General features: G+C 68.5%; 22 protein-coding genes and 1 tRNA gene. 16 read left to right on the plus strand and 7 right to left on the minus strand.

Annotated features, from left to right (window positions below):
• The first annotated feature begins 12 nt into the window (after nucleotides 1–12).
• Both cobT and ACW17Y_RS14285 read left to right on the plus strand, forming a co-directional pair.
• A complete protein-coding gene (gene cobT / locus ACW17Y_RS14280; RefSeq protein ID WP_492036339.1) occupies nucleotides 13–1,896 on the plus strand; it encodes a cobaltochelatase subunit CobT in 1,884 nt (627 codons plus the stop codon).
• Nucleotides 1,896–2,840, plus strand: a complete 945-nt coding sequence (locus tag ACW17Y_RS14285) for an esterase-like activity of phytase family protein (protein WP_492036340.1) — start codon at nucleotides 1,896–1,898, stop codon at nucleotides 2,838–2,840. Before cobT ends, ACW17Y_RS14285 begins: the two co-directional genes overlap by 1 nt.
• Nucleotides 2,841–3,013: 173 nt before the next feature.
• Here ACW17Y_RS14285 and ACW17Y_RS14290 read toward each other — a convergent pair whose 3' ends face one another.
• The 3 genes from ACW17Y_RS14290 to ACW17Y_RS14300 are packed head-to-tail and all read right to left on the minus strand — an operon-like array spanning nucleotide 3,014 to nucleotide 4,727.
• Nucleotides 3,014–3,598: a demethoxyubiquinone hydroxylase family protein gene (locus tag ACW17Y_RS14290; RefSeq protein WP_492036341.1), complete on the minus strand. Its 585-nt coding sequence runs from the start codon at nucleotides 3,596–3,598 to the stop codon at nucleotides 3,014–3,016.
• The gene (locus ACW17Y_RS14295) at nucleotides 3,576–4,109 is read right to left on the minus strand and encodes a disulfide bond formation protein B (protein WP_492036342.1); all 534 of its coding nucleotides are present in this window, start codon (nucleotides 4,107–4,109) and stop codon (nucleotides 3,576–3,578) included. The genes ACW17Y_RS14290 and ACW17Y_RS14295 overlap by 23 nt, the downstream gene beginning before the upstream one ends.
• 42 nt (nucleotides 4,110–4,151) lie before the next feature.
• Nucleotides 4,152–4,727 (minus strand): YqaA family protein, encoded by a 576-nt coding sequence (locus ACW17Y_RS14300; protein WP_492036343.1) that lies wholly within the window; start codon nucleotides 4,725–4,727, stop codon nucleotides 4,152–4,154.
• A gap of 70 nt (nucleotides 4,728–4,797) precedes the next feature.
• Between ACW17Y_RS14300 and ACW17Y_RS14305 the strand changes: the two genes are divergently transcribed.
• A complete protein-coding gene (locus ACW17Y_RS14305; protein WP_492036344.1) occupies nucleotides 4,798–5,430 on the plus strand; it encodes an exopolysaccharide biosynthesis protein in 633 nt (210 codons plus the stop codon).
• 7 nt (nucleotides 5,431–5,437) lie between these two features.
• On the opposite strand, the gene ACW17Y_RS14310 is transcribed toward ACW17Y_RS14305, so the two are convergent.
• Entirely contained in the window at nucleotides 5,438–5,992 is a 555-nt protein-coding gene (locus tag ACW17Y_RS14310; RefSeq protein ID WP_492036345.1) for a hypothetical protein, read from the minus strand.
• A 222-nt stretch (nucleotides 5,993–6,214) separates the two neighbouring features.
• On the opposite strand from ACW17Y_RS14310, the gene hppD reads away from it, so the two are divergent.
• The 9 genes from hppD (at nucleotide 6,215) to ACW17Y_RS14355 (ending at nucleotide 13,155) form a co-directional block, all read left to right on the plus strand.
• A complete protein-coding gene (gene hppD / locus ACW17Y_RS14315; protein WP_492036346.1) occupies nucleotides 6,215–7,321 on the plus strand; it encodes a 4-hydroxyphenylpyruvate dioxygenase in 1,107 nt (368 codons plus the stop codon).
• A 49-nt stretch (nucleotides 7,322–7,370) separates the two neighbouring features.
• Complete coding sequence (locus tag ACW17Y_RS14320; protein ID WP_426046115.1) at nucleotides 7,371–7,505, plus strand: hypothetical protein; 135 nt, start codon at nucleotides 7,371–7,373, stop codon at nucleotides 7,503–7,505.
• A gap of 2 nt (nucleotides 7,506–7,507) precedes the next feature.
• Nucleotides 7,508–8,563, plus strand: coding sequence for an isoaspartyl peptidase/L-asparaginase family protein (locus tag ACW17Y_RS14325; RefSeq protein WP_492036347.1), 1,056 nt, complete (start codon nucleotides 7,508–7,510; stop codon nucleotides 8,561–8,563).
• Between the two features lie 11 nt (nucleotides 8,564–8,574).
• Nucleotides 8,575–8,829 (plus strand): hypothetical protein, encoded by a 255-nt coding sequence (locus tag ACW17Y_RS14330; RefSeq protein ID WP_492036348.1) that lies wholly within the window; start codon nucleotides 8,575–8,577, stop codon nucleotides 8,827–8,829.
• 112 nt (nucleotides 8,830–8,941) lie between these two features.
• Entirely contained in the window at nucleotides 8,942–9,700 is a 759-nt protein-coding gene (locus tag ACW17Y_RS14335) for a hypothetical protein (RefSeq protein ID WP_492036349.1), read from the plus strand.
• Nucleotides 9,701–9,753: 53 nt separating this feature from the next.
• Nucleotides 9,754–10,761, plus strand: a complete 1,008-nt coding sequence (locus ACW17Y_RS14340; protein ID WP_492036350.1) for a fumarylacetoacetate hydrolase family protein — start codon at nucleotides 9,754–9,756, stop codon at nucleotides 10,759–10,761.
• A 230-nt stretch (nucleotides 10,762–10,991) separates the two neighbouring features.
• Nucleotides 10,992–11,528, plus strand: coding sequence for a CcdC protein domain-containing protein (locus tag ACW17Y_RS14345; protein ID WP_492036351.1), 537 nt, complete (start codon nucleotides 10,992–10,994; stop codon nucleotides 11,526–11,528).
• Nucleotides 11,529–11,552: 24 nt separating this feature from the next.
• Nucleotides 11,553–12,341, plus strand: a complete 789-nt coding sequence (locus ACW17Y_RS14350) for an energy transducer TonB (RefSeq protein ID WP_492036352.1) — start codon at nucleotides 11,553–11,555, stop codon at nucleotides 12,339–12,341.
• 4 nt (nucleotides 12,342–12,345) lie between these two features.
• Nucleotides 12,346–13,155: a hypothetical protein gene (locus ACW17Y_RS14355; RefSeq protein WP_492036353.1), complete on the plus strand. Its 810-nt coding sequence runs from the start codon at nucleotides 12,346–12,348 to the stop codon at nucleotides 13,153–13,155.
• A 3-nt stretch (nucleotides 13,156–13,158) separates the two neighbouring features.
• Here ACW17Y_RS14355 and ACW17Y_RS14360 read toward each other — a convergent pair whose 3' ends face one another.
• Nucleotides 13,159–14,202, minus strand: coding sequence for an LLM class flavin-dependent oxidoreductase (locus ACW17Y_RS14360; RefSeq protein WP_492036354.1), 1,044 nt, complete (start codon nucleotides 14,200–14,202; stop codon nucleotides 13,159–13,161).
• Nucleotides 14,199–15,137 (minus strand): ATP-grasp domain-containing protein, encoded by a 939-nt coding sequence (locus ACW17Y_RS14365; protein WP_492036355.1) that lies wholly within the window; start codon nucleotides 15,135–15,137, stop codon nucleotides 14,199–14,201. The genes ACW17Y_RS14360 and ACW17Y_RS14365 overlap by 4 nt, the downstream gene beginning before the upstream one ends.
• A gap of 156 nt (nucleotides 15,138–15,293) precedes the next feature.
• Here ACW17Y_RS14365 and ACW17Y_RS14370 point away from each other — a divergent pair.
• Nucleotides 15,294–15,378, plus strand: a tRNA-Leu gene (locus ACW17Y_RS14370).
• A 570-nt stretch (nucleotides 15,379–15,948) separates the two neighbouring features.
• On the opposite strand, the gene ACW17Y_RS14375 is transcribed toward ACW17Y_RS14370, so the two are convergent.
• Nucleotides 15,949–17,316 (minus strand): DUF6880 family protein, encoded by a 1,368-nt coding sequence (locus tag ACW17Y_RS14375; protein WP_492036356.1) that lies wholly within the window; start codon nucleotides 17,314–17,316, stop codon nucleotides 15,949–15,951.
• 130 nt (nucleotides 17,317–17,446) lie between these two features.
• Here ACW17Y_RS14375 and ACW17Y_RS14380 point away from each other — a divergent pair, with 130 nt between their 5' ends.
• The 3 genes from ACW17Y_RS14380 (at nucleotide 17,447) to ACW17Y_RS14390 (ending at nucleotide 21,134) form a co-directional block, all read left to right on the plus strand.
• A complete protein-coding gene (locus ACW17Y_RS14380; protein WP_492036357.1) occupies nucleotides 17,447–17,767 on the plus strand; it encodes a hypothetical protein in 321 nt (106 codons plus the stop codon).
• Nucleotides 17,768–17,854: 87 nt separating this feature from the next.
• A complete protein-coding gene (locus ACW17Y_RS14385) occupies nucleotides 17,855–19,105 on the plus strand; it encodes a multidrug effflux MFS transporter (protein WP_492036358.1) in 1,251 nt (416 codons plus the stop codon).
• Nucleotides 19,106–19,184: 79 nt separating this feature from the next.
• Nucleotides 19,185–21,134 (plus strand): M1 family metallopeptidase, encoded by a 1,950-nt coding sequence (locus ACW17Y_RS14390; protein ID WP_492036359.1) that lies wholly within the window; start codon nucleotides 19,185–19,187, stop codon nucleotides 21,132–21,134.
• Nucleotides 21,135–21,544: the final 410 nt, after the last annotated feature.

Below are 21,544 nucleotides of genomic sequence, written 5' to 3' on the forward strand. Positions count from 1 at the left end.
TAGGTGTCGCCCATGCCCCCCGCCGACACCCCCGCAGAGATTTTCAAGCGCGCGCTCGCCCATGCGGCTCGCGCCCTGGCGGAACAGTCGGAGCTCGAGGTCGTGTTCGGCTCGGACGGCCCCAAACTGACCGGCGGCGTCCTGACCCTGCCCCATCCGCCGCGCACGCCGTCGGACGGCGACAGCGCCACCATCCGGGGCCAGGCCGACCGGCTCGCCCTGCGTCTGGCCAACCACGATCCGGCGATCCACTCGACCCTGCGCCCCACCGACAGCCGCGCCGCCGAGGTGTTCGAGGCCGTCGAACAGGCCCGCGTCGAGGCCCACGGCTCGACCTCTCTGGCGGGCGTCCGCAACAACATGAACGCCGCCCTCCTGACCCGGCTGGAGAAGATGGGCGCGCTGCGGGTCACCGAGGCCGAACGCGTCCCCGTCGCAGAGGCCGTCGCCCTGCTGCTGCGCGAACGGGTGACAGGCCAGCGCGCGCCCGACGGCGCCGGCTCCATGCTCGACCTCGTGCGCGCCGACATCGAGGCCCGGGCCCAGGATCAGCTCGACAGACTGGCCGAGACGGCCGGCGATCAGGCGGCCTTCGGCAAGGCGCTGAAGGATGTGCTGCGCGCGCTCGATCTCGATCCCGGCGACGGACGCGGCGACGACGCCTCCGAGGACCAGGGCGACGAGGAACCCGATCCCCAGGAACCCGAGGCCAGCGAGGATCAGGACGACGAGGAGAACGAGAGCGGCGGCGAGGGCGGCCAGTCGATGGACGGCGCCTCCGAGGACCCGACCTCCGAACAGGACCGCGACGCCCGCCCGGACGGCTCCCCCGCCGAGCGCGACGGCGACGCCGCCGACGACGGCCCCGACGTGGCGGAAGGCGCCCTTCCGAACCGTCAGGAAAACGCCGACGACGGCCGTCAGGTCGACTTCTACAAGGTCTTCACCACCGCCTTCGACGAGGTCGTCGACGCCGCCGACCTGTGCGATCCGATGGAGCTGGATCGGTTGCGCTCCCTGCTCGATCAGCAGCTGACCATCCTGTCCTCCGTCGTCGCCCGACTGGCCAACAAGCTGCAGCGCCGACTGATGGCGCAGCAGAACCGCAGCTGGTCCTTCGACCTCGAGGAAGGCGTCCTCGACACCGCCCGCCTGACCCGCGTCATCACCGACCCGACCAGCCCGCTGTCTTTCAAGATGGAGAGCGAAAGCCCGTTCCGGGACACGGTCGTGACCCTGCTGCTCGACAATTCCGGCTCGATGCGTGGGCGGCCGATCATGGTCGCGGCGGTCTGCGCCGACATCCTGGCGCGGACGCTGGAACGGTGCGGCGTCAAGGTCGAGATCCTAGGCTTCACCACCCGCGCCTGGAAGGGCGGGCAGGCGCGCGAGGCCTGGATCACGGCCGGCAAACCGGCCATGCCCGGCCGCCTGAACGACCTGCGCCACATCATCTACAAGGCCGCCGACGCCCCGTGGCGCCGCGCGAAGAAGAACCTCGGCCTGATGATGCGCGAGGGCCTGCTGAAGGAAAACATCGACGGCGAGGCCCTGACCTGGGCCCACGACCGGCTGAAGGCGCGCCCCGAAAGCCGCCAGATCCTGATGGTCATCTCCGACGGCTCGCCGGTCGACGATTCCACCCAGAGCGCCAACGCCGCCCTCTATCTCGACAAGCACCTGCGGGCTGTCATCGAGCGGATCGAAACGCAGAGCCCGGTCGAGCTCATCGCCATCGGCATCGGCCACGACGTGACCCGCTGGTACCGCCGCGCGGTCACCATCGTCGACGTCGAACAGCTGGGCGGGGTCATGATCGAGAAGCTGGCCGAACTGTTCGACGCCGCGCCCAAGCAGGCTCAGAAGGGCTCTCGTCGCCTCAAGCGCGCGGCGTGATGCGGCTGATTTTCCGCGCGGCCCTGTCGCTGGCCCTGATGGGGTTGGCGGCCTGTGCGGCCATCGCCACCTCCGCGCCGGGCCCGATCTCCGGTCCCGACTACGCGATCCGGATGGAGGCGCGGCACGTCCCGCTCGGTATCGGCGGCGCGACCCTGGTGCCCGGCGTGAGCTACGGCGGCGGCCTGGTCCTGCGCGGCCCCAACCTGCACGGCCTGTCGGACCTGAAGATCGAGGGCGACCGCGCCTGGGTGGTCAGCGATTTCGGCGACCTCGTCCGCTTCACGATCCGGCTCGACCGCAACGGCCGCCTCACCTCGGCCGGCAGCGCCATCAGCCGTCCCCTGACCGGCCCCGACGGCGCTGTCCTGACGCCCAAGGCCAATGCCGACGCGGAAGGCCTCGCCCTGCTCCCCGACGGCCGCGTTCTGATCAGCTTCGAGCGCGACCACCGCATCTGGTCCTATGGCTCCGGGGCAGCCGAACGCCCGGTCCTGGTCCCGACCCCGCAGCATCCCTTCGAGGACAATCAGGGCATCGAGGGTCTGGCCCCTGCCCCCGACGGCCGCTGGCTCGCGCTCGGCGAGGCCGGCGGCGCCTGGCTGTGCGACGCGGCCGCCTGCGAGCCCCTGCCCAACGCCCCGACATCGTATGACGACGGCTTCCTGACCACCGGCGCGGACATCGATCCGGCGGGGGGCTGGTTCATCGTCCAGCGCCTGTTCGTCCCGCCCCTGAACATGCAGGCCCGCGTCCGCCACATGGCGCCGGACGGGACCCTGTCGGCGCCGTTGATCCATCTGCGTCCGCCGGCCTCGACGGATAATTTCGAAGGCGTTGCGGCCGTCTCTACAGCGACGGGGACGCGCCTCTATCTGCTCAGCGACGACAACGGCAACTTCGTCCAGAAGACCCTGCTGCTGGCGTTTGATGTGAGGCGCTGACCAAGTCCCTTCTCCCCTTGCGGGAGAAGGTGGCAGCCGAAGGCTGACGGATGAGGGGTCGCACCGGCGGCTGGGATTTGGGCTCGCGGAGTTGCCGTTCGACGCAAGCGTGACCCCTCATCCGACCTCGCTTCGCTCGGCCACCTTCTCCCGCAAGGGGAGAAGGGGATTCTCTAAACCCGCTCCGACACCTTGATCGCCACCCGGCAGCCCGCCTTGATCACAGCGCTCAGCAACCGATACCCCGGCGCCTCGCGGCTGCCGTGAGCGACGGCATGGTCGTGGTGCTCCAGCTCTTCCTCGCGGAACTTCGTCAGCTCGGCCGCAAGCTCCGGCTCGCGATCCGCCAGTTCGGCGATCTGGTCGGCGTAGTGTTCTTCGATCACGCTCTCGACCGCCTCGGTGCAGGCATGGGCCGCCTTCTCGCCCATCAGGGCCGTCGCCGCGCCCAGCCCGGTCGCCGCGAGCGACCACAGCGGCAGCATGGCCGTCGGCCGCACCCCGTGCTGGGTCAGCAGGGCGTCGAAGCGCGCCTTGTGCACCTGTTCCCCGGCCTTCATCTCGACCATGTCGGCGGTGATCGCTTCCTTGCCGCGCACGCCGTCGAAGACCCTCGCTTGCGCCTCGTAGATCTTAACCGCCGCGAACTCCCCGGCGTGATCGACGCGCAGGATCTCGGCCATCCGCGCGCGCATCGCTCCCCGTCCCGGACGGGGCAGGGGCGTGCGGCGGAGTTCAGTTGCGGGGTGCGCGGGCATCTTTCGGCCTCTTGGCGGCGAGCAGGCTGAACCCGGCCAATGCGGCGGAGATCAGGGCGTTCCATCCTGCCATGGACAGACCGAGGAAGCTCCACGTCACCGCGTCGCACATGGCGATGCGCTCGGCCGGACCCGTGCCCAGGGCCAGAGAGGTCAGACCTTCCAGATCCGCCATGCCGCCGCCCGAGCACAGCGCCGGCAGGGCCCACCACTTCAGCTCGCCCCCGGCGTGGAAGCCGGCGGTGATCGCGCCCGTGGCGAAGACGGCGAACAACAGGAAGGCGGCGATGCGCGGCGTGCCCCGACGCGCCTGGCTGATGACAGCCCAGAGCGTGGCCACCAGCGAGATCGCCACCGCGCCCCAGAACACCTCGCGCTGCTTCAGGCAGAGGTTGCAGGGCGCCAGGCCTGCGAAACGCTCGAACGCATGGGCCGCGCCCAGCATCGCCAGCGAGATCGCCAGGGCGAAGGCGGTCCACCACCGGGTCAGGAGAGTGTAGGCGCTTCTCATGGTCTCGTTCTTAGACGCCGCGCGCGCGTCCGTCGATCCGCTCTACAGAAGCTTCAGCGCAAGGAAGCCGCCGACCAGCAGCACGAGCGCGACCACGAACGACAGGGCCAGACGCTTCTCCACGATCTCCAGCATCGACGGTCCCCAGGTCTTCAGGATCCAGGCCTCGAGGAAGAACCGTCCAGAGCGGGTGATGGCCACGGCCAGGATGAACAGGCCCAGGTGGAAATGGGCCAGACCCGCCGCGATGGTCACCAGCTTGAACGGAATCGGCGTCAGCCCCTTGCCGAGGATGACGAGGAAGCCGTTGTCGGCGAACCATGACTGGTAGACGCTCATGTCCATGCCGTGGCCGAAGAACTCCAGCAGCCGGACGGCCACCGGCTCCAGGAAGACCCCGATCGCATAGCCCAGCAGTCCGCCCAGCAGGGATGCGATCGAACACACCGCCGCATAGCGATAGGCCCGGTCCGGCCGCGACAGGATCATCGGCGCCAGCATCACGTCCGGCGGAATGGGGAAGAAGGACGCCTCGGCGAAGGACACGACCGCCATCGTCTTCTCGGCATAGGGCTTTCGCGCCTGTTCGAAGACCCAGTCGTAGAGTTTGCGCAGCATGGGGCGCCGTTAGCATCCCTGCGGCATCGCGTCACCTCGGTGCACGGACCCGCCCGGCTAAGGAGCGGCGATGATCCAGCCCCTCTCCCGCCATCAGGACGACGTCAGCCAGAATCTTGGACGACTGCTGCGGCGGCTGGCCGACGATGGGGGCGAGGAAGGCCTGACCCTGCACCAGATCCGCGATCGCCTGGACGAGCGCGCCTATGGCCTGCTGATCCTGATCCTGTCGCTTCCCTGCCTGGTCCCGGGCCTGTACGGCGTGCCCCAGGCGGTGGGAGTCATCATCATTCTGGTGGCGGCCCAGCTGCTGATCGGACGCGAGGAGCCTTGGCTGCCGCGCCGGGTGCTGACCCTCCGCGCCAGGGGCCGCTGGCTGGCGGCCATGGCCGATTTCGCCGAGACACGTCTGGGCTGGATCGACCGCCTGTCGCGACCGCGCCTTCTTGTGTTCGCCACCGGCGCAGGAGAGCGGATGGCCGCAGCCTTCATGATCCTGGCCACCCTGACCATCGTCCTGCCCTTCACCAACACCATCCCCTCGATCGCGCTCGCCCTCCTGTCCGTCGGCCTGATCCAGCGCGACGGCCTGTTCGTGCTGGGCGGGGCGGCGGTGGCGACCGGCTGGCTGACCCTTCTGGGCGTGCTGGGCGTGGGACTGTTGATGGGGGCCGGGTGGGCCGCCCGGCTCATGCCGGGTTGATCCCGGTTCAGGCGCGCTGGAAGACGCGAAGGCTCCTGAATCCCTCGACCTCGGAGAAGCCCGACGACGCTGCCCAGGCCTCGATGATCGGCGCCGCCCGCGGGTAGGCATAGGAGCCGGTGTAGAACAGAATCCGCCCGCCCGGGCGCAGGCGATCCGCCACCATCCGCAGCAGACTCTCGTCATTCAGCGCCCGATAGCCGACGCGGTCGTCAGCGAACTCGCACAGGTGGAACAGGGTGGCTATGTCCAGGTCCGGCAGAAGACGGGCGTTCACGTTGTAGATGTCGCCGAAATAGACGACGTAGCGCTTGGTCATCTCCGGCTCGACCTTCGCCAGCCGGACGTAGGCGTCGTGTTCCGCGGGCGTCGCCGTGACCCCGAGGACGGCGTTGCCATCCCCGGAGCGGGCGCTCGACAGGCCAACCAGATGATGTTCGCCCGTGCCGAAATGGAAGATGGTCTGGTCCCGCAGTCCCTGCTCGGAAATCCAGTCCACGAAGTCAGGATCACAGGGACAGTCATCGCGCTTCAGCTTCCAGGGACGACGGATGATCTGCATTTCGGGATGATCCTGCCGTTTCGGCCCTAGAGCCCTTCTGTTGACTGAAGCGGCGAACGCGCGGCTTCAACGCGACCTCTCGTCGCGCCCGGGATCAGGTTCGAGTGCGAGGACTCGCTTCACCGCCTTGGCTCTGGCGCGATCCGCGACTAGGTTCCGCGCCAATCGATCGGGCCCAGACTTTGAAACGCCCCGGTCCCGCAATAACTCAGGAGACGCTTCATGGACGACCTGACCGCCCATACGCCAGACGCCACCATCCCCGCCTATGAGAACCCGCTCGGCGTCGATGGCTTCGAATTCGTCGAATTCACCGGTCCCGATCCCCAGTCGATGATCAAGCAGATCGAGGTCATGGGCTTCGTCCAGACCCATGTGAATCCGAAGAACGGCGTCGTCCGCATGAAGCAGGGCGACATTACCTTCCTGGTCCACACAAAGCCCGAGGGTCACGCCGGCGAGTTCGCCCGCGACCACGGCCCGTCGGCCAACGGCATGGCCTTCCGGGTCAACGATGCGAAAAAGGCCTATGAAGAGGCCGTCGCGCGCGGCGCCCATCCGGCCGACATGCATGACGGCGGCGCGCTCGGCGAAGGCGCCTATGTGCTGCGCGGCATCGGCGGGTCCCTGCTCTACATCATCGACGCCTATGGCGAGACCGGCTCCCTCTACGACAGCTGGGACGAGATCGAGGGCTGGGAAGAGGCCGAGCGCAAGAACAACGTCGGCCTGCACCTGCTGGATCACCTGACCCACAATGTGAAGCGCGGCCAGATGCGGACCTGGTCCAGCTTCTACGGCGACGTCTTCGCCTTCGAGGAGCAGAAGTATTTCGACATCAAGGGCAAGGCGACGGGCCTGTTCTCCCAGGCCATGATCGCGCCCGACCGCGCCATCCGCATCCCCCTGAACGAGAGCCAGGACGAGAACTCCCAGATCGAGGAATATCTGCGCCGCTACAACGGCGAAGGCATCCAGCATATCGCCCTGGCCACCGACGACATCTTCGCCACCGTCGAGACCATGCGCGAGCGCGGCGTCGTCTTCCAGGACACCATCGAGACCTATTTCGAACTGATCGACAAACGCCTGCCCAACCACGGGCATGACGTCGAACGCATGCGCAAGAACCGCATCCTGATCGACGGCTCCGACGAGGAAGGCCTGCTGCTGCAGATCTTCACCCAGGACACCTTCGGTCCGATCTTCTTCGAGATCATCCAGCGCAAGGGCAACGAAGGCTTCGGCAACGGCAACTTCCAGGCCCTGTTCGATTCCATCGAGCTGGACCAGATCCGTCGCGGGGTCATCAAGGTCGACGCCAATTAAGATCGCGCCTCCCTCCTGGCTGCCGTTCCTCGGCCCGCTCGTCGCGGCCGTGGTCGGCGGCCTGATCGGGCAGTGGCTCCAGATGGGCTTCTGGCCCGTGCTGGCCGGCGCCCTGATCGGCGGCTTCGCTCCGATCGTCGCCTATCGCGTCTGGAAATGGTCGCACCACAAGCGGGAACCCTGACAATGAAGCGCATCCTGACGGGGGCGCTCGCCGCCCTCGCCCTCTCCTCCCCGGCCGCCGCGCAGGACCGCCCGGAATGGTCCTTCGCCATCCACGGCGGAGCCGGCGTGATCGAACGCGCCAACCTGTCGCCCGAACAAGACGCCGCCTATCGCGCCGCCCTGACCCGGGCGCTGGAGGCCGGCGCCGAGGTGCTGAGGAACGGTGGGGAGGCGCTCGACGCCGTCCAGGCCGCGATCCAGCTGATGGAGGACGATCCCCTGTTCAACGCCGGGCGCGGCGCCGTCTTCACCGCCGCCGGTCGCAACGAACTGGACGCCGCCGTCATGAACGGCTCGGACCTTTCAGCCGGCGCCGTGGCCGGCCTGACCACCACCCGCCATCCGATCGCCGCCGCCCGGGCCGTGATGGAGCAGTCGCCCCACGTCATGCTGATCGGCACGGGCGCCGACGCCTTCGCGGCTTCGCAGGGGCTCGAGCAGGTCGATCCGTCCTTCTTCTTCACCGAGCGCCGCTGGCAGGGGCTGGTGAAATTCCTGACTGACAACGCCCTGCCCATCCCCGAGCGTCCCGCCGGCGCCCCCGCCGCAGGCATGGCGTCGCTGGAGCCCGCCCCGCCGCTGAACGAGCGCAAGTTCGGCACCGTCGGCGCGGTCGCCCTCGACAGCCGGGGTCACCTCGCGGCCGGCACTTCCACCGGCGGCACGACCGGAAAGCGCTGGGGCCGGGTCGGCGACGTGCCGGTCATCGGCGCCGGCACCTACGCCTCCAACCGCGACGGCTGCGCGGTCTCGGCCACCGGCGACGGGGAGTTCTACATCCGCGCCTCGGTGGCCCGCGACATCTGTTCCCGGATCGCCGACGGCGCGACCGGCCAGGTCGCCGCCCAGGCCGAGGTCGACGACGCCCTGTCGCTGGGCGGGTCCGGCGGCGTCATCGTCATGGATGCAGCCGGGGTCCCCGCCTTCGCCATGACCACCACCGGCATGTACCGAGGCCTGATCGGCCCGGACCGTGCCCCCTACGTCGCCATCTACGGCGACGAGCCCAGGCCTTGAGCGGGGGGCCTATGTCCGACGAGCTGACGGTCATGGCCCAGGAGGAACTGAACTCCGCCTGTTCCCTGACCTGGCCCGAGCTCAAGCGGATCACTCCGTGGGGCGATAGTTTCGAGGGCTTCGCCCCGTCCGGTCGCACGGTCGAGGTCGAGCGCCGCTACCTCTGGGCGCTCGATCCCGAGGGCGCGATCATCGTCGAGGTCGAGGTCCGCGACGCCGCCGCCCGCGAAGGCGTCGAGGCCCGCGCCATCCTCCACGCGCCCTGACGCAGGGTGGGCACGCCCACAACCTTCACAGTCCGCCGTTAACCTTTTCCGTGGTCAGGCGTTCGCCCCTGCGGCATGATCGCACGGCGTTCGGCGATTGCGGGAAACGGGCATGTATCCATCGGATTTCGAAGCGGCCGAGGGCGTCTATTCCCGCGTGGATGAGCCCCTGTTCCTGGGCCTGCCGCCCCTGCTGGCCCTGATCCTTTTTCTGCTCCTGCTGGCCGTCGCGGCAGGCATGTTCTTCCTCGGCCGGTGGCATCTGGAACAGTCGGGCGGCCGGGATGCCGACAAGGCCCCGGCTGACATACACAAGGCCATCCTGAAGGCGTCCAACGCCGCCATGGCTGCCTCCAGCAACGACCTCAAATCTCGTGCGGAAGCGTTGAAGGCCGTCATCCGCGAGCGCCTCGGCCCCGTGCTGGACCTGGCCGGCGGCATCGCCGGCCCGTTCGAAGCGCTCGAGGAGGCACTGGCCGGCGAGGTCACGGAATCCCGGGACGCCCATGGCGGGGGCCACGGCGGCGACCACGGCAACAGAAAGGCGCACGGCTGCACCTGCGACACGCCCCGCAACTGCACCTGCACGCCCGCGTCGGTGACCATCAATCAGGTCTACGTCGGCGGCCTGCCCGTCGCCGGGGCTGCAGGCTGCGGCGAGGCGGGCCATCATCATCCGGGCTGCGGCCCCGACAAGACGAATCACGCAAGCCACGATGGCGACGCCCATCCGGACGGGACCCGCCACATGACCGGCCCCGAACAGATCGATGCTCTCAGCCGGGCCGTGCGCAAATTCCACGATCACTGGTCCGACGGTCCGGCGCGAATCCGCGAGCTCCGCGACGCGAGACGAGCGCTTTCCCTCTGATCTTGCGGCGGCTGACGGTTTGCAGGCGGGGCGAAAGCGCCTAGCCTGACGCCATGAAACTCGCCTCTCTCAAACACGGCCGCGACGGTCGCCTCGTGGTCGTCTCCTCGGACCTCGCTTGGTTCACCGACGCCTTCCTGATCGCCCCGACGCTTCAGGCGGCGCTCGACGACTGGGAGCATTGCGAGCCCAGGCTCCGCGCCCTGGCCGAGAGCCTCGACCACGAGGCCGTGCCGCGCGGCCGGTTCCACGAACGCGACGCCGCCGCCCCGCTGCCGCGCGCCTATCAGTGGGCGGACGGTTCGGCCTATGTGAACCACGTCGAACTGGTGCGTAAGGCCCGCGGCGCCGAGATGCCCGCCAGCTTCTGGACCGACCCCCTGATGTACCAGGGCGGCTCCGACCACTTCATGGGCGCCCGCGACCCGATCCCGCTCGCCGACGAAAGCTGGGGCTGCGACCTCGAGGCCGAGATCGTCGTCGTCACCGGCGACGTGCCCCAGGGCGTCACGCAGGAGGAGGCGCGCAGCCACATCCGCCTCGTCGGCCTGGTCAACGACGTGTCCCTGCGCAACCTGATCCCCGGCGAACTCGGCAAGGGCTTCGGCTTCGTCCAGTCCAAGCCGGCCTCGACCCTGTCCCCCGTCTTCGTCACCCCTGACGCGCTCGGCGATCGCTGGAAGGACGGCAAACTTTCGGGCGCCCTGTCGGTCCAGCTCAACGGCAAGGAATTCGGCTCGGCCGACGCCGGCGTCGACATGACCTTCGACTTCGGCGTCCTGATCGCACACCTGGCGAAGACCCGCAGTCTCGTCGCCGGCACCGTAATCGGTTCGGGCACGGTCTCGAACAAGGGCGCCGACGGCGGCCCGGGCAAGCCGGTCGACCAGGGCGGCCAAGGCTATTCGTGCATCGCCGAGATCCGCACGGTCGAGACGATCAATACGGGCGCGCCGGTCACCCCCTTCCTGAAACACGGCGACACCGTGCGGATCGAGATGCTCGACGACCGACACCACTCGATCTTCGGGGCTATTGAACAGGTCGTTCAACCCGTCTGAAGAGCCCTTCTCCCCTTGCGGGAGAAGGTGGCCGAGCGGAGCGAGGTCGGATGAGGGGTCACGCTGACTTCACAGCTCACGCTTGTCCGCCGACTTCAGTCATCGGTGTGACCCCTCATCCGTCAGCCTTCGGCTGCCACCTTCTCCCGCAAGGGGAGAAGGAAGCGGCGGCGGCGACTTGCCGCTGTTGTACCCTCTGGGGTAGCTTTCTCCAGCTTCGGGGAACAACCATGACGCCGCAACAGTACGCACCGCTGATCGCGCTCGTGATCATGTTGCCGATCATCCTGCTGCGGACCCGCGCGCCCCGGACGCTGCGGCCGAAGTGGATGTGGGTCACGCCCGCGATCATCGCCCCCCTGATGGGTCTGGCCCTCTGGGGGACCAGTATGGAGCCCGGCGCCGATCACACGCCGTTTGACGTGATCGCCTGGGCGACTCTCGCCCTTGGCCTCGGCCTCGGCTGCGCGGCCGGCTGGTGGCGCGGCAAGATGACGACCATCGAGCGCCACGCCGACGGCACGCTCAAGGCCCAGGCCTCGCCTCTCGGCATCATCCTGATCATCGGCCTGTTCCTCGGACGCAGCGCCCTGCGCTCGGTGCTGGAACCCCACGCCGCCGCCTGGCATTTGAATGCGTTGGCCATCGCCGACGCCTTCCTTCTGTTCGTTGTCGGCATGATCGTCGTGCAGCGGATCGAGATGTTCATCCGCGCCCGCCGCGTCCTCGCCGGCGGAACCGACGGCCACGTCGAGGCCGCCGCCTGATCCGTTCCAGTCGAGAGTAAGCGTATGCGTGCCATCCGTGTCCTGACGACCCTCTTCTTCCTCGCCGGCGCCGGGGCGGCCCTCGCCCAGGACGTCACTGACGACTGGGAGATCGTCCGTCAGCCGGAAGACAAGACTGTCTTCGCCTTCGTACCGACCACCACCGGTCTGACCATCGCCTTCCGCTGCGTCGACGGAGCCTACGGCGCCGTCATGGCCGGCCTGCCTGCGGCCCCGCGCCAGGCCCGCATCCGGACCCTGAGAATCGGTCCCTCCGCCGACCACCTGCATGACTCGGTCTGGAGCGTCACCACAGACCGCACGGTCGCCATGGCCGACTACCCCGCCAGCCTGGCGCGTTCGCTCCGTGACGGCGGCCCCGTCAGCATCGTCGTTCCCGGCGGGGGCGGCGAGGGCCGGAACCTTCGCCATGACCTCACCCTGCCCTCGTCCTCGGCGGCCATCGACGAAACCCTCGCCGCCTGTGGACGGCCATTGGAAGATCCGCGCGACGCCCTCCTGCCGGAGATCGAGGAGAACGGTCTGCCTCGCGGCGTGGTCTGGACCCGGCAACCGCGGCCGACCTATCCCGCCACCAACTATGCCGAGGGCTTCGCGGTGCTCACCTGCGTGGTCCAGCCCGACGGAGGGGTCGATCAATGCCAGGTCGAGTCCGAGTTCCCGCTTGACGGCGGCTTTGGCCGGGCCGCCCTGCGCTCCACCCGCAACGCGCGCCTGACCAGTCCCGGCGAGACCGTCGGCCAGTACGCCCCCCGAATGATCGGCTTCCGCGTCAACTACAGGATGCGATAGGTCCATGATCGTTCAGACACGCAGGATCGCATCCGCCGGCATGGCCGTTCTCCTCGCCGCCGGTCCCGTCTCGGCCCAGGACACGGGCGAGGATTGGGATTTCGGTCAGGACGCCGCCCGCGACCTCAGCATCGCGGCCGTGACCTTCGAAAACTTCGGCGTCGCCGTCCGTTGTCAGGACGAGACGCTGAGCGTGGTCGTCTCCGGCCTGCCGACGCGCCAGGGCATCCAGACCTTCAGCTACCAGATGGGCGAGCGAACCGACGACGACAGCCTCTGGGTCAGCGGCGGCCGAAATCAGGCCGCTTTCGCCCTGTGGCCGGCCCACATCGGGCGGGATCTTCGACGCGGCGGCCGTTTCGCCCTCGGGGTTCCTGACGGTGAGCGGGTTCGACGGATCGCCGTCGACCTGCCCGCCTCGCCCTCGGCGATCGGACGGGTCTTCGAGGCCTGCGATCGCGAGATGCCGCAGGACAGTACGGAGGCGCCCGACCGCGAGAATCTCGCGGGGCTCCAGTGGCGAAGCCGGCCCGCGCCGACCTTCCCCTCGCGGACGAACTCTGAAATGGGCGTCGCGGCCGTGATCTGCGGGGTCGAGAGCAGCGGCGCACTCAGCCAGTGCCGCGTCGAGAGCGAATTCCCGGAAGGCGGGGGCTTCGGCCGCGCGGCCGTGCTCGGCGCGCACCGGACCGGACGGGTCGAGTTCAAGGACGGCGAGACGGGAACGATGGAAGACCGCCGGGTCTCCTTCTACGTCCGCTACGGCCTCGGCCTCGACCTGCCGCCGATCCCCAGTCGCCTGCCTCCGCGCTGAGCCTCAGTTCGGCCGGATCACCTGGGCGGAGAACCGCTCCATCTCTTCTTCCTGCGGCGACATCTGCAGGAGGACCAGGTCAAGACCGGCGGCCTCGAACTCTTCCATCCGCGCACGGATGCTTTCCGGCGTACCTGTGAACCCGGGGCGCAGGCCCCGGTTTGAGACGCTGTATTCGCGGATCTTCAGCTCCCGCTCCAGCTCGGTCCCCGACAGCCACTGGTCGAAGTTGGCGAACCCCGCCGGCGGCGTCCCGTCCGCCAGACCGGGAATGGTCGTGATCCGCTCCAGCTCACGTTCGGCCTCGGCCTGGGTGTCGCGCACGATGGCATAGCCGGCCATGCCGTACGACATCGGCGGCAGGCCGAAACGCTCGCGCCGCTCGCGCATATCCGCGATCTTGGCCGCGATATGCTCGGGCTCGTCGCCGTGCATGACATAGGCGTCGCAGTGTTTCGCGATCAGGGTCTTGGCCGCCTCCGACTCGCCGCCGGCATAGATGACCGGGCGCGGCCGCTCGGGGGTGGAGGTCGGCTTCGGCTCCACGATCGCGTCCTGCAGCCTGTAGTATTTGCCCTCGAAATCGACGCGCTTCTCGGTCCACAGGCGCGACAGGACGGTCAGCCACTCGGCCGTCCGGCCATAACGATCGTCGTGCTGGTCGAACTGCAGGCCGTAGCTCTCCGCCTCCTTCGCCCACCAGGACGAGACGACATTCAGGGCCAGCCGTCCGTTCGAGATCCGGTCGATATTGGCCGCCTGTTTGGCGAACAGGGCCGGCTGGTGGAAGTTCGGACGCACCGCGACCATCAGCTCGATCGTCTCGGTCACCGCCGCCAGCGCCGCCGCCGTCGACCAGGCGTCCAGCGCCGGCGCCTCGATCCCCTTGATGTCGTTCAGGTTGAGCTCGGCGATCAGGGTCAGGTCATAGCCCAAAGCCTCGGACCGCTTGACCAGCCGCGACGCATTCTCCCACGACGCCTCGCGCTCGTCGGCGATGTTCCTCAGCCACCCGCCGAAGACCGGCGCCCAGTATCCATACCTCATGCGCGTTTCGCCTTCTCTTCGGCCACGATGCCCTTGAGCCATTCGACCAGAGTGTCATGCGGATCGAAGCCCAGCACCTCGACCGGCTTCGCGACGAAGTTGGACAGGCCGTTGATGTCGTAAAACAGGACCGACCCGTCCCGGTCGTCGATCAGATATTCGACGCCCCCGACCTCCAGCTCGCCCGCGACGGCCAGCCGCTCGACCGCCGCGATGATCTCTGGCGGCGGAGTGGTCTTCGTCATGGTCAGGGTCGGCGCGCCCGGCCGCACCAGACAGGCGTCGGCGGGACACAGGTCGAAGGCGTCGCCCGGGCTCTCGATATCGATGGCGTACAGATATTTGCCATTCAGCGTCTCGACCCGGGTGATCTTCCCGTCCCGGCGCGGCGCATATTCCTGGATCAGGGAGAGACCGTTGACCCCGACCGGGCACCATTTTTCGCCCGCCGCCTCGGCCAGCTTTTCGGGGTCGTCATAGCGGGTGATGCCCGCCCCGGCCCCGCCGATGTCGGCCTTGACCAGCACAGGGTAGCGCAGCCCCTCGGCCGCCCTGGGAATGTCCGCCTGCCGGTGCGCCACCCGCGTCGCCGGTCCCTTCAGGCCCAGCCGGGCGATCAGGGACATCTGCCGCGCCTTGGAGGTGTCGATGTTCAGGGCCGAGGCATTGACCACCCGCGTCCCCTGGCCCTGCCAGTGTTCGAACAGGCTCTGGGCGTAGAAGATCGGATGCTCGGGCTCCCTCAGGAACGACGACATCGCCACGCGCGAGAAAACCACCGTCCCCGGCGCCGGCGACCCGGCCGGATCGAACGTACTGCCCGCCAGCGGGACCTTCACATAGCTGATCCCGTGCCGGTCCAGCGCCGCGAACAGCGGCTCGAACCATTCGGGATGCTCATAGACGATGGCGAGGTCGGGAAGGGTCTCGGTCATGCCTGCGCAGATGCGTTACACCACGATGGAACGCAAGGGGAGCGAGCGAAAATCTGGCTCAAGCAGCAAGCGACCGCGTCGCAAGCGGTAGCCGCCAAAAAAGACCTCGCTCAAGTAGCGCGACGCGCGATAGCCCACTAAGAAGTCCGTCCGCAGGCCCCTGTGGTGGAATTGGTAGACGCGCCGGACTCAAAATCCGGTTCCGCGAGGAGTGTCGGTTCGAGTCCGACCGGGGGCACCAGCGACTTGGAGCGATCCAGCGGATTTTCCGGCTCACGCATCGGGCCCCCAGAGCCGGTGCGAAATCCAGACCTCTGTCGATCTCGGGCCGGTCAGTGTCACCAAAGGTTTTGCGCCGAGCAGGCCCGTCTGCAGTACGGCGAGTGCCGGGACACAATCCATGGTGCGGTAGCGCGACAAGGGGGCAGCCGCTTCCGACCGGCGAGCAAACGAGGGGCTGATGCGAACCGTTCCCGTGTCGGTTGCCGGACAGGTCGGAGAGGTTTTGTCAGGATAAACTACGGGACGCTAACCGGCTGATGCTTCAAGACTATCGTCCATGAATACCTCCCCGGACGACATCCTGGCCCAGGCCAGACAGCTTCGCGCAAACGCGAGCGAAATGCTCCGACAGGCGGAGCTTGGGCAAACCCCAATTCCAGGGCAGAGCGCAGAGGCCGCTCGCCTTATCCTGACTGAAAACATCGCCGCCTACGACGAGATGATCCGACGAAACGAGCACCGAGGCGCGCCGTGACGCCGAAAGCCAGGTCGAGGCGTTCGTCAGGGCACGGATCGCGCCGCCGTCGTCCTAGCGCCACCCGCGCCTGACCGGCCGCGCCGCCTCCTCCAGCGCCAGCAGGAACCCGTCCTGCCCGTCGTCTCCGATCAGGGCCGCCAACGCAGCCGCCTGCTGGATCAACTGCTCGATCTCCTCGCTGCCTCGGCTCAAGGCCAGCCGCGTCAGCGCGATCGCCCGCGCCCGCAGCAGGACCAGCGCCGCCGCCGGATACCGTCCCTCCAGCCGCGACGCCCATAGCGGCACCTCATCGGCCGAGCCGCGCAGGTCGCCGGCCCGCGCCACCACCATCTCCCCCGCCTCGCGCAGCGCCGGCCAGGTCATCAGGAACCGCAGCCCCGCCGTCGCATCCGGGTACGCCGCCGCATGGACGAAAGCGCGATCCAGCGCCACGACGTCCTCGAAGTCCGCCAGTCTGGCGATCTCGGCCCGCAACGGCGCCTCCGCCAGGGTCCGTTCGAACAGCATCCAGCGCGCGTCCGAGGCCCCCTTCGCATCCCCCTCGGCCTCCAGCACGGCGACCTCGGCGGTCAGCCAGTTTTCAGGCGGAGGCGGCGGCGGTTCGGGCTCGCGCCGGCTCCAGCGCGAGGCCTCATTCCCCCTCGGCCGTGACGCCTCCAGAGCCGCCCGCGCGTCGCCCGCCCGTCCCGCCTCGGCCAGCCGCCGTGCGATCTCCGCCCCGATCTCCGGCTTGACCCGATCCTCCTCCGGCAGGGAGGCGATCCAGGCGTCCAGGTCTCCGGACCGATCCGCCAGCTTTCTGACCACCAGCGCCAGCCGACCAGTGGGTTTCGGACGCCCCTCGGTGATCCCGGCCAGCAGCGCCCGCGCCAGCGGCGTGCTCAGACCCGCCGCCCCGCGCCCGATCCAGCTGCCCCATTCCGACAACCGGGTGTTCAGCGCCTCGATCAGGATCGGCGCCGCCACCTCCGGTCCGGCCAGCGACGCCGTCGCCGCCAGCTCGCTCGATGATCCGTCGAACAACAGGGCCAGTTCGCCCTTCGGATCCTTAACCCGCGACGCCAGCCCCGGATAGAGGTCGAACCACGCCACCAGACGGTCCAGCCCCAGCCGTGCGTCCATGGCAGCCAGCTTCTCCACGATGATCCGCCGCACCGTCGCCAGGTCGGCCAGCAGTTCCGGCCGCTTCCTCCACGACACCCGGGTCCGGCTTCCCGCCAGGGTGTTCAGCCGCTTGTCGATCTCCAGCGCCAGATCGGCCGCCCCGACCTCGGCCGCCAGCTCCATGCGCAGCCGTCGCTTCCAGCCCGCGTCCTCGCCGGCCATCTCCATCAGCAGGTCGGCCAGCCGCGCGTCCCCCAGCGCCTTCAGGTTCGCCGCCGACAGGGTCTTCTTCGCCGTCGCCGGTCGTTTCGCCATGGGTCGCCCTGTTGTCCGTCTCGTCAGTGTGCCGAACGGGTCACAACAGCGATAGGTCCGTTGTCGCCTGCTGCACAGCTGGAACGCTCCGGTTCGCCGATCATTAATCAGGCAGTCCAAAGGCCGTCCCATGATCGCTCTGACCCTCGCCCTCGCCCTGTTCGTCGACCCCACCGTCGGCGCCCCGACGCTCACCCGCGCCGCGCTCACCGTCGAGCCCGCGCCGATGATGGCGCTCGAACCCGCGCCGGCGCCGATGCTCCAGAGCGTCGCCGTGACCCTGGAATGCACCGCCTTCGCCGATGGCCACGTCGGCGATTGCAAGGTTCTGGAAGAGACCCACCCCGGCATGGGCTTCGGCGAGGCGGCCATCGCCCTGATGCGCGACGCGACCACCGACCGGTCGTCCGCCGATCATCAGTTCGCCCGCACCATTCAGTTCATGCCGTAACGACGACCCCTCGGCGTCATCTCGCAGTTGCGAAAAGTGACAGGCCTCGCGGTTGCGGCGTCGCGCCGCAAGGCTCATCTGGGCGCAATGACCTCAGCAACAGACGACATCGCCAAGCCCAAAGGCCCCGGCTTCCCCGAGTTCGTCTGCATGATCGCCCTGATGATGGCGCTCAACGCCCTGGCTATCGACTCCATGCTGCCGGCCCTGCCCGACATCGGAAACGCTCTTGGCGTCACCAACGAGAACAGCCGCCAATGGGTCATCACTGCCTATCTGCTGGGCTTCGGCGCCATGCAGATCGTCTATGGCCCGCTCGCTGACCGCTTCGGCAGGAAGCCGATCCTGATGATCGGCGTCGGCATCTATGTCGCCTTCAGCATCGTCGCCATGCTGGCCCCGACCTTCGAGACCCTGATCCTGGCCCGCGTCGGCCAGGGGCTGGGCTCGGCCGCCACCCGGGTGCTGGCCGTGTCCATCGTCCGCGATCGCTTCTCCGGCCGGACCATGGCGCGGGTCATGAGCCTCAGCTTCCTGGTCTTCCTCGGCGTCCCCGTCATCGCCCCCTCGCTCGGCCAGGCGATCCTGCTGATCGCCCCGTGGGAGGCGATCTTCGGCGTCCTCGCCTTCGCCGGCGTCGCCCTGATGATCTGGGCGGGCATTCGTCTGCCCGAGACCCTGCATCCCCGGGACCGACTGCCGATCGAGGCGAAGCGGATCGCCCTCGCCTTCAGGGAGGCGCTCACTAACCGCATCTCCATCGGCTACACCCTGGCCATGACGGCGATCACGGGCGCCCTGTTCGCCTTCATCAACTCGTCGCAGCAGATTTTCTTCGACGTGTTCGAGGCCCCGGCCCTGTTCACCACCGTCTTCGCCCTGATCGCCGGCGGCATCGCCATCGCCTCCGTCATCAACGCGAAACTGGTGGAGAAGCTGGGCTCGCGCATGATCGGCCACACGGCCCTGCTCGGCTTCATCACCTTCGGCGCCATCCACCTGCTGGTCACCCTCAGCGGCCACGAGACCATCTGGACCTTCGGCATCCTGCAGGCCTGCACCATGTTCTGCTTCGGGCTGCTGGCCGGGAATTTCGGCGCCATGGCGATGGAGCCGATGGGCCATATCGCCGGCACCGCCTCCTCGGCCCAGGGATTCATCTCGACCATCATCGGCTCGCTGGTCGGCTTCGGCATCGGCCAGTCGTTTAACGGCACCGTCGTCCCCATGACCCTGGGCATCACCACCTGCGGGATCGTCGCCCTCGGGTTCGTCCTGCTGGCCGAGCGCGGCAGGCTGTTCGTGGCCCGCAATCCGGTCCCGGTCGCCGCCCAATAGACTACGGGGCGCGACGCCCCTTGATCTCGCCACGCTTTCAGGGCTCCCTCCGCGCCGAAACGTTTCGGAGTAAGCCTTGATGTCCCGCGCCCGCCTCGCCGTGATGGCCTCCACCCTCGCCCTGCTCGCCGCCTGCGGACAGGGTGACACGAAGTCCGACATGCCGCCCCTGCCCGCCTCGGCCACGGCCCCGGTGATCTACGAACGCGACATCCACTCTTACGCCCAGCCCGCGATCGCCCGGGTCAAACACGTCGATCTGGACCTCGTCGCCGACTTCGCCGCGAAGACTCTCAGCGGCACGGCTGCGCTCGACGTGACGGGCGAGCCCGGCGCGACCCAGGTCATCCTTGACGTCAAGAACCTGGAGATCCGCTCCGTCGCCGACGACAAGGGCAATCCGCTCGAGTTCGCCCTGGGCGCCGAAGACCCGATCAAGGGCCAGTCCCTGACTGTCACCGTCCCTGCCTTCGAGGCCGGCAAGGTGCAGAAGATCGTGGTGACCTACTCCACCCGCCCGGACGCCGCCGCCCTGCAGTGGCTGACCCCGGCGCAAACGGCGGGCGGCCAGCAACCCTTCCTGTTCTCCCAGGGCCAGGCCATCCTGACCCGCACCTGGGTCCCGACCCAGGACAGCCCCGGCATCCGCCAGACCTATTCGGCCAGGATCACCGTGCCCGAGGCGCTCAAGGCCGTCATGTCGGCCGAGATGCTGACCCCCGACGGCGAACGCGCCGCCGACGGCATGCACGCCTATCGCTTCCGCATGACCAATCCGGTCCCGCCCTATCTGATCGCCCTCGCGGTCGGCGACCTGTCGTTCGCCTCGGTCGGCGAAGGCGTCGGCGTCTGGACCGAGCCGAGCCGTCTGGAGGCCGCGCGCAACGAGTTCTCCGAGATGCGCCAGCTGGTCGACGCGGCCGAGGCCCTCTACGGCCCCTATCGCTGGGGTCGCTATGACCTGCTGATCCTGCCGCCCTCCTTCCCGTTCGGCGGGATGGAGAACCCGCGCCTGACCTTCGCCACCCCGACCGTGGTCGCCGGCGACAAGTCGCTGGTCTCGCTGGTCGCCCACGAACTGGCGCATAGCTGGTCCGGCAATCTCGTCACCAACGCCACCTGGGCCGACATCTGGCTCAACGAAGGCACGACCACCTATTTCGAGAACCGCATCATGGAGGCGGTCTACGGCCGCGACCGCGCGATGATGCTCCAGGTCCTCGGCTGGAACGACCTGCAGTCGTCGCTGGCCGATATGGATCCGCTCGACACCCGCCTGCACGTCGATCTGGAAGGCCGCGATCCCGACGCCGGCCTGAACGACATCCCCTATGAGAAGGGGGCCGCCTTCCTGCGCACCATCGAGCGGATCGTCGGCCGCGAACGCTTCGACGCCTGGCTCAAGGGCTATTTCGAACGCAACGCCTTCCGGCCCATGACCGCCGCCGGCTTCCTCGTCGATATCCGCGCCAACCTCGTGCGCGACGATTCGGCCCTGGAGCGTGAGCTGCAGCTCGACAACTGGGTCTACCAGCCCGGCCTGCCGTCGAACGCCCAGGCCCCGGTCTCCACGGCCCTGACCGCCGTCGACACGGCCGCCGACGCCTTCTTCGCCGACAAGGGCCCGGCCTCGGCCATCCCGTGGAGCGGCTGGTCGACGCAGGAGCGCCAGCATTTCCTCGCCTGGCGTCCCGAAGGCGCCGCCGCGACCCGTCCGTGGCTGACCAACGCCCAGCTGGCCGACCTCGAAGCCACCCTGAACCTGCGCGCCGAAGGCAATGCCGAAGTGCTGTTCCAGTGGCTCCAGATCGCCGTCGCCCATCGCTACCATCCGGCCGTTCCGACGCTGGAGCGGTTCCTGACCTCCCAGGGCCGCCGCAAATTCGTCCTGCCGCTCTACACCTCCCTGTGGGGCCAGGGCGACTGGGGCCGCCCCATCGCGACCCGCGTCTATGCGCAGGCGCGACCGGGGTACCATCCGGTCACGACGGGCTCGGTGGACGGGGTGGTCGGCGTTCCGGCAAGCTGATTAACTTCCCTCTCCCCTTGCGGGAGAGGGCGCTCGCGCACGGCGGCGCAGCCGTCGTTCTGGCGCGCGCGGGTGAGGGGTGACGCAGCGCTTACCCGGTGAGCCCCGTCGGCCCGCACTCCAGCCGCCGGCGTGACCCCTCATCCGTCAGCCTTCGGCTGCCACCTTCTCCCGCAGGGGGAGAAGGACGCGCACCCCATACCCATCAACACATCCCTCGAATCCGCCTGCGATTTCAACGCCCGGGACTATTCAGAGGCCTTATCCCAACCGCTCCCGAAAACCGTGAGACACTGGTCCCGGTCTTTGACATCGCCATCGCCTCCCCCGGCCGAGTAGACTCTACGGACTATGTGGACTCCAATTTCTGGAGTCTGGACGCCTTCCCGGACGCTTCGAACGCTTCGGAC

This window comes from Brevundimonas sp. AVps7 (genome assembly GCF_058681545.1).

Coding starts and splice junctions, on each gene's coding strand:
- cobT (WP_492036339.1), top strand. CDS start 13: ATGCCCCCCGCCGACACCCCCGCAGAGATTTTCAAGCGCGCGCTCGCC.
- ACW17Y_RS14285 (WP_492036340.1), top strand. CDS start 1,896: ATGCGGCTGATTTTCCGCGCGGCCCTGTCGCTGGCCCTGATGGGGTTG.
- ACW17Y_RS14290 (WP_492036341.1), bottom strand. CDS start 3,598: ATGCCCGCGCACCCCGCAACTGAACTCCGCCGCACGCCCCTGCCCCGT.
- ACW17Y_RS14295 (WP_492036342.1), bottom strand. CDS start 4,109: ATGAGAAGCGCCTACACTCTCCTGACCCGGTGGTGGACCGCCTTCGCC.
- ACW17Y_RS14300 (WP_492036343.1), bottom strand. CDS start 4,727: ATGCTGCGCAAACTCTACGACTGGGTCTTCGAACAGGCGCGAAAGCCC.
- ACW17Y_RS14305 (WP_492036344.1), top strand. CDS start 4,798: ATGATCCAGCCCCTCTCCCGCCATCAGGACGACGTCAGCCAGAATCTT.
- ACW17Y_RS14310 (WP_492036345.1), bottom strand. CDS start 5,992: ATGCAGATCATCCGTCGTCCCTGGAAGCTGAAGCGCGATGACTGTCCC.
- hppD (WP_492036346.1), top strand. CDS start 6,215: ATGGACGACCTGACCGCCCATACGCCAGACGCCACCATCCCCGCCTAT.
- ACW17Y_RS14325 (WP_492036347.1), top strand. CDS start 7,508: ATGAAGCGCATCCTGACGGGGGCGCTCGCCGCCCTCGCCCTCTCCTCC.
- ACW17Y_RS14330 (WP_492036348.1), top strand. CDS start 8,575: ATGTCCGACGAGCTGACGGTCATGGCCCAGGAGGAACTGAACTCCGCC.
- ACW17Y_RS14335 (WP_492036349.1), top strand. CDS start 8,942: ATGTATCCATCGGATTTCGAAGCGGCCGAGGGCGTCTATTCCCGCGTG.
- ACW17Y_RS14340 (WP_492036350.1), top strand. CDS start 9,754: ATGAAACTCGCCTCTCTCAAACACGGCCGCGACGGTCGCCTCGTGGTC.
- ACW17Y_RS14345 (WP_492036351.1), top strand. CDS start 10,992: ATGACGCCGCAACAGTACGCACCGCTGATCGCGCTCGTGATCATGTTG.
- ACW17Y_RS14350 (WP_492036352.1), top strand. CDS start 11,553: ATGCGTGCCATCCGTGTCCTGACGACCCTCTTCTTCCTCGCCGGCGCC.
- ACW17Y_RS14355 (WP_492036353.1), top strand. CDS start 12,346: ATGATCGTTCAGACACGCAGGATCGCATCCGCCGGCATGGCCGTTCTC.
- ACW17Y_RS14360 (WP_492036354.1), bottom strand. CDS start 14,202: ATGAGGTATGGATACTGGGCGCCGGTCTTCGGCGGGTGGCTGAGGAAC.
- ACW17Y_RS14365 (WP_492036355.1), bottom strand. CDS start 15,137: ATGACCGAGACCCTTCCCGACCTCGCCATCGTCTATGAGCATCCCGAA.
- ACW17Y_RS14375 (WP_492036356.1), bottom strand. CDS start 17,316: ATGGCGAAACGACCGGCGACGGCGAAGAAGACCCTGTCGGCGGCGAAC.
- ACW17Y_RS14380 (WP_492036357.1), top strand. CDS start 17,447: ATGATCGCTCTGACCCTCGCCCTCGCCCTGTTCGTCGACCCCACCGTC.
- ACW17Y_RS14385 (WP_492036358.1), top strand. CDS start 17,855: ATGACCTCAGCAACAGACGACATCGCCAAGCCCAAAGGCCCCGGCTTC.
- ACW17Y_RS14390 (WP_492036359.1), top strand. CDS start 19,185: ATGTCCCGCGCCCGCCTCGCCGTGATGGCCTCCACCCTCGCCCTGCTC.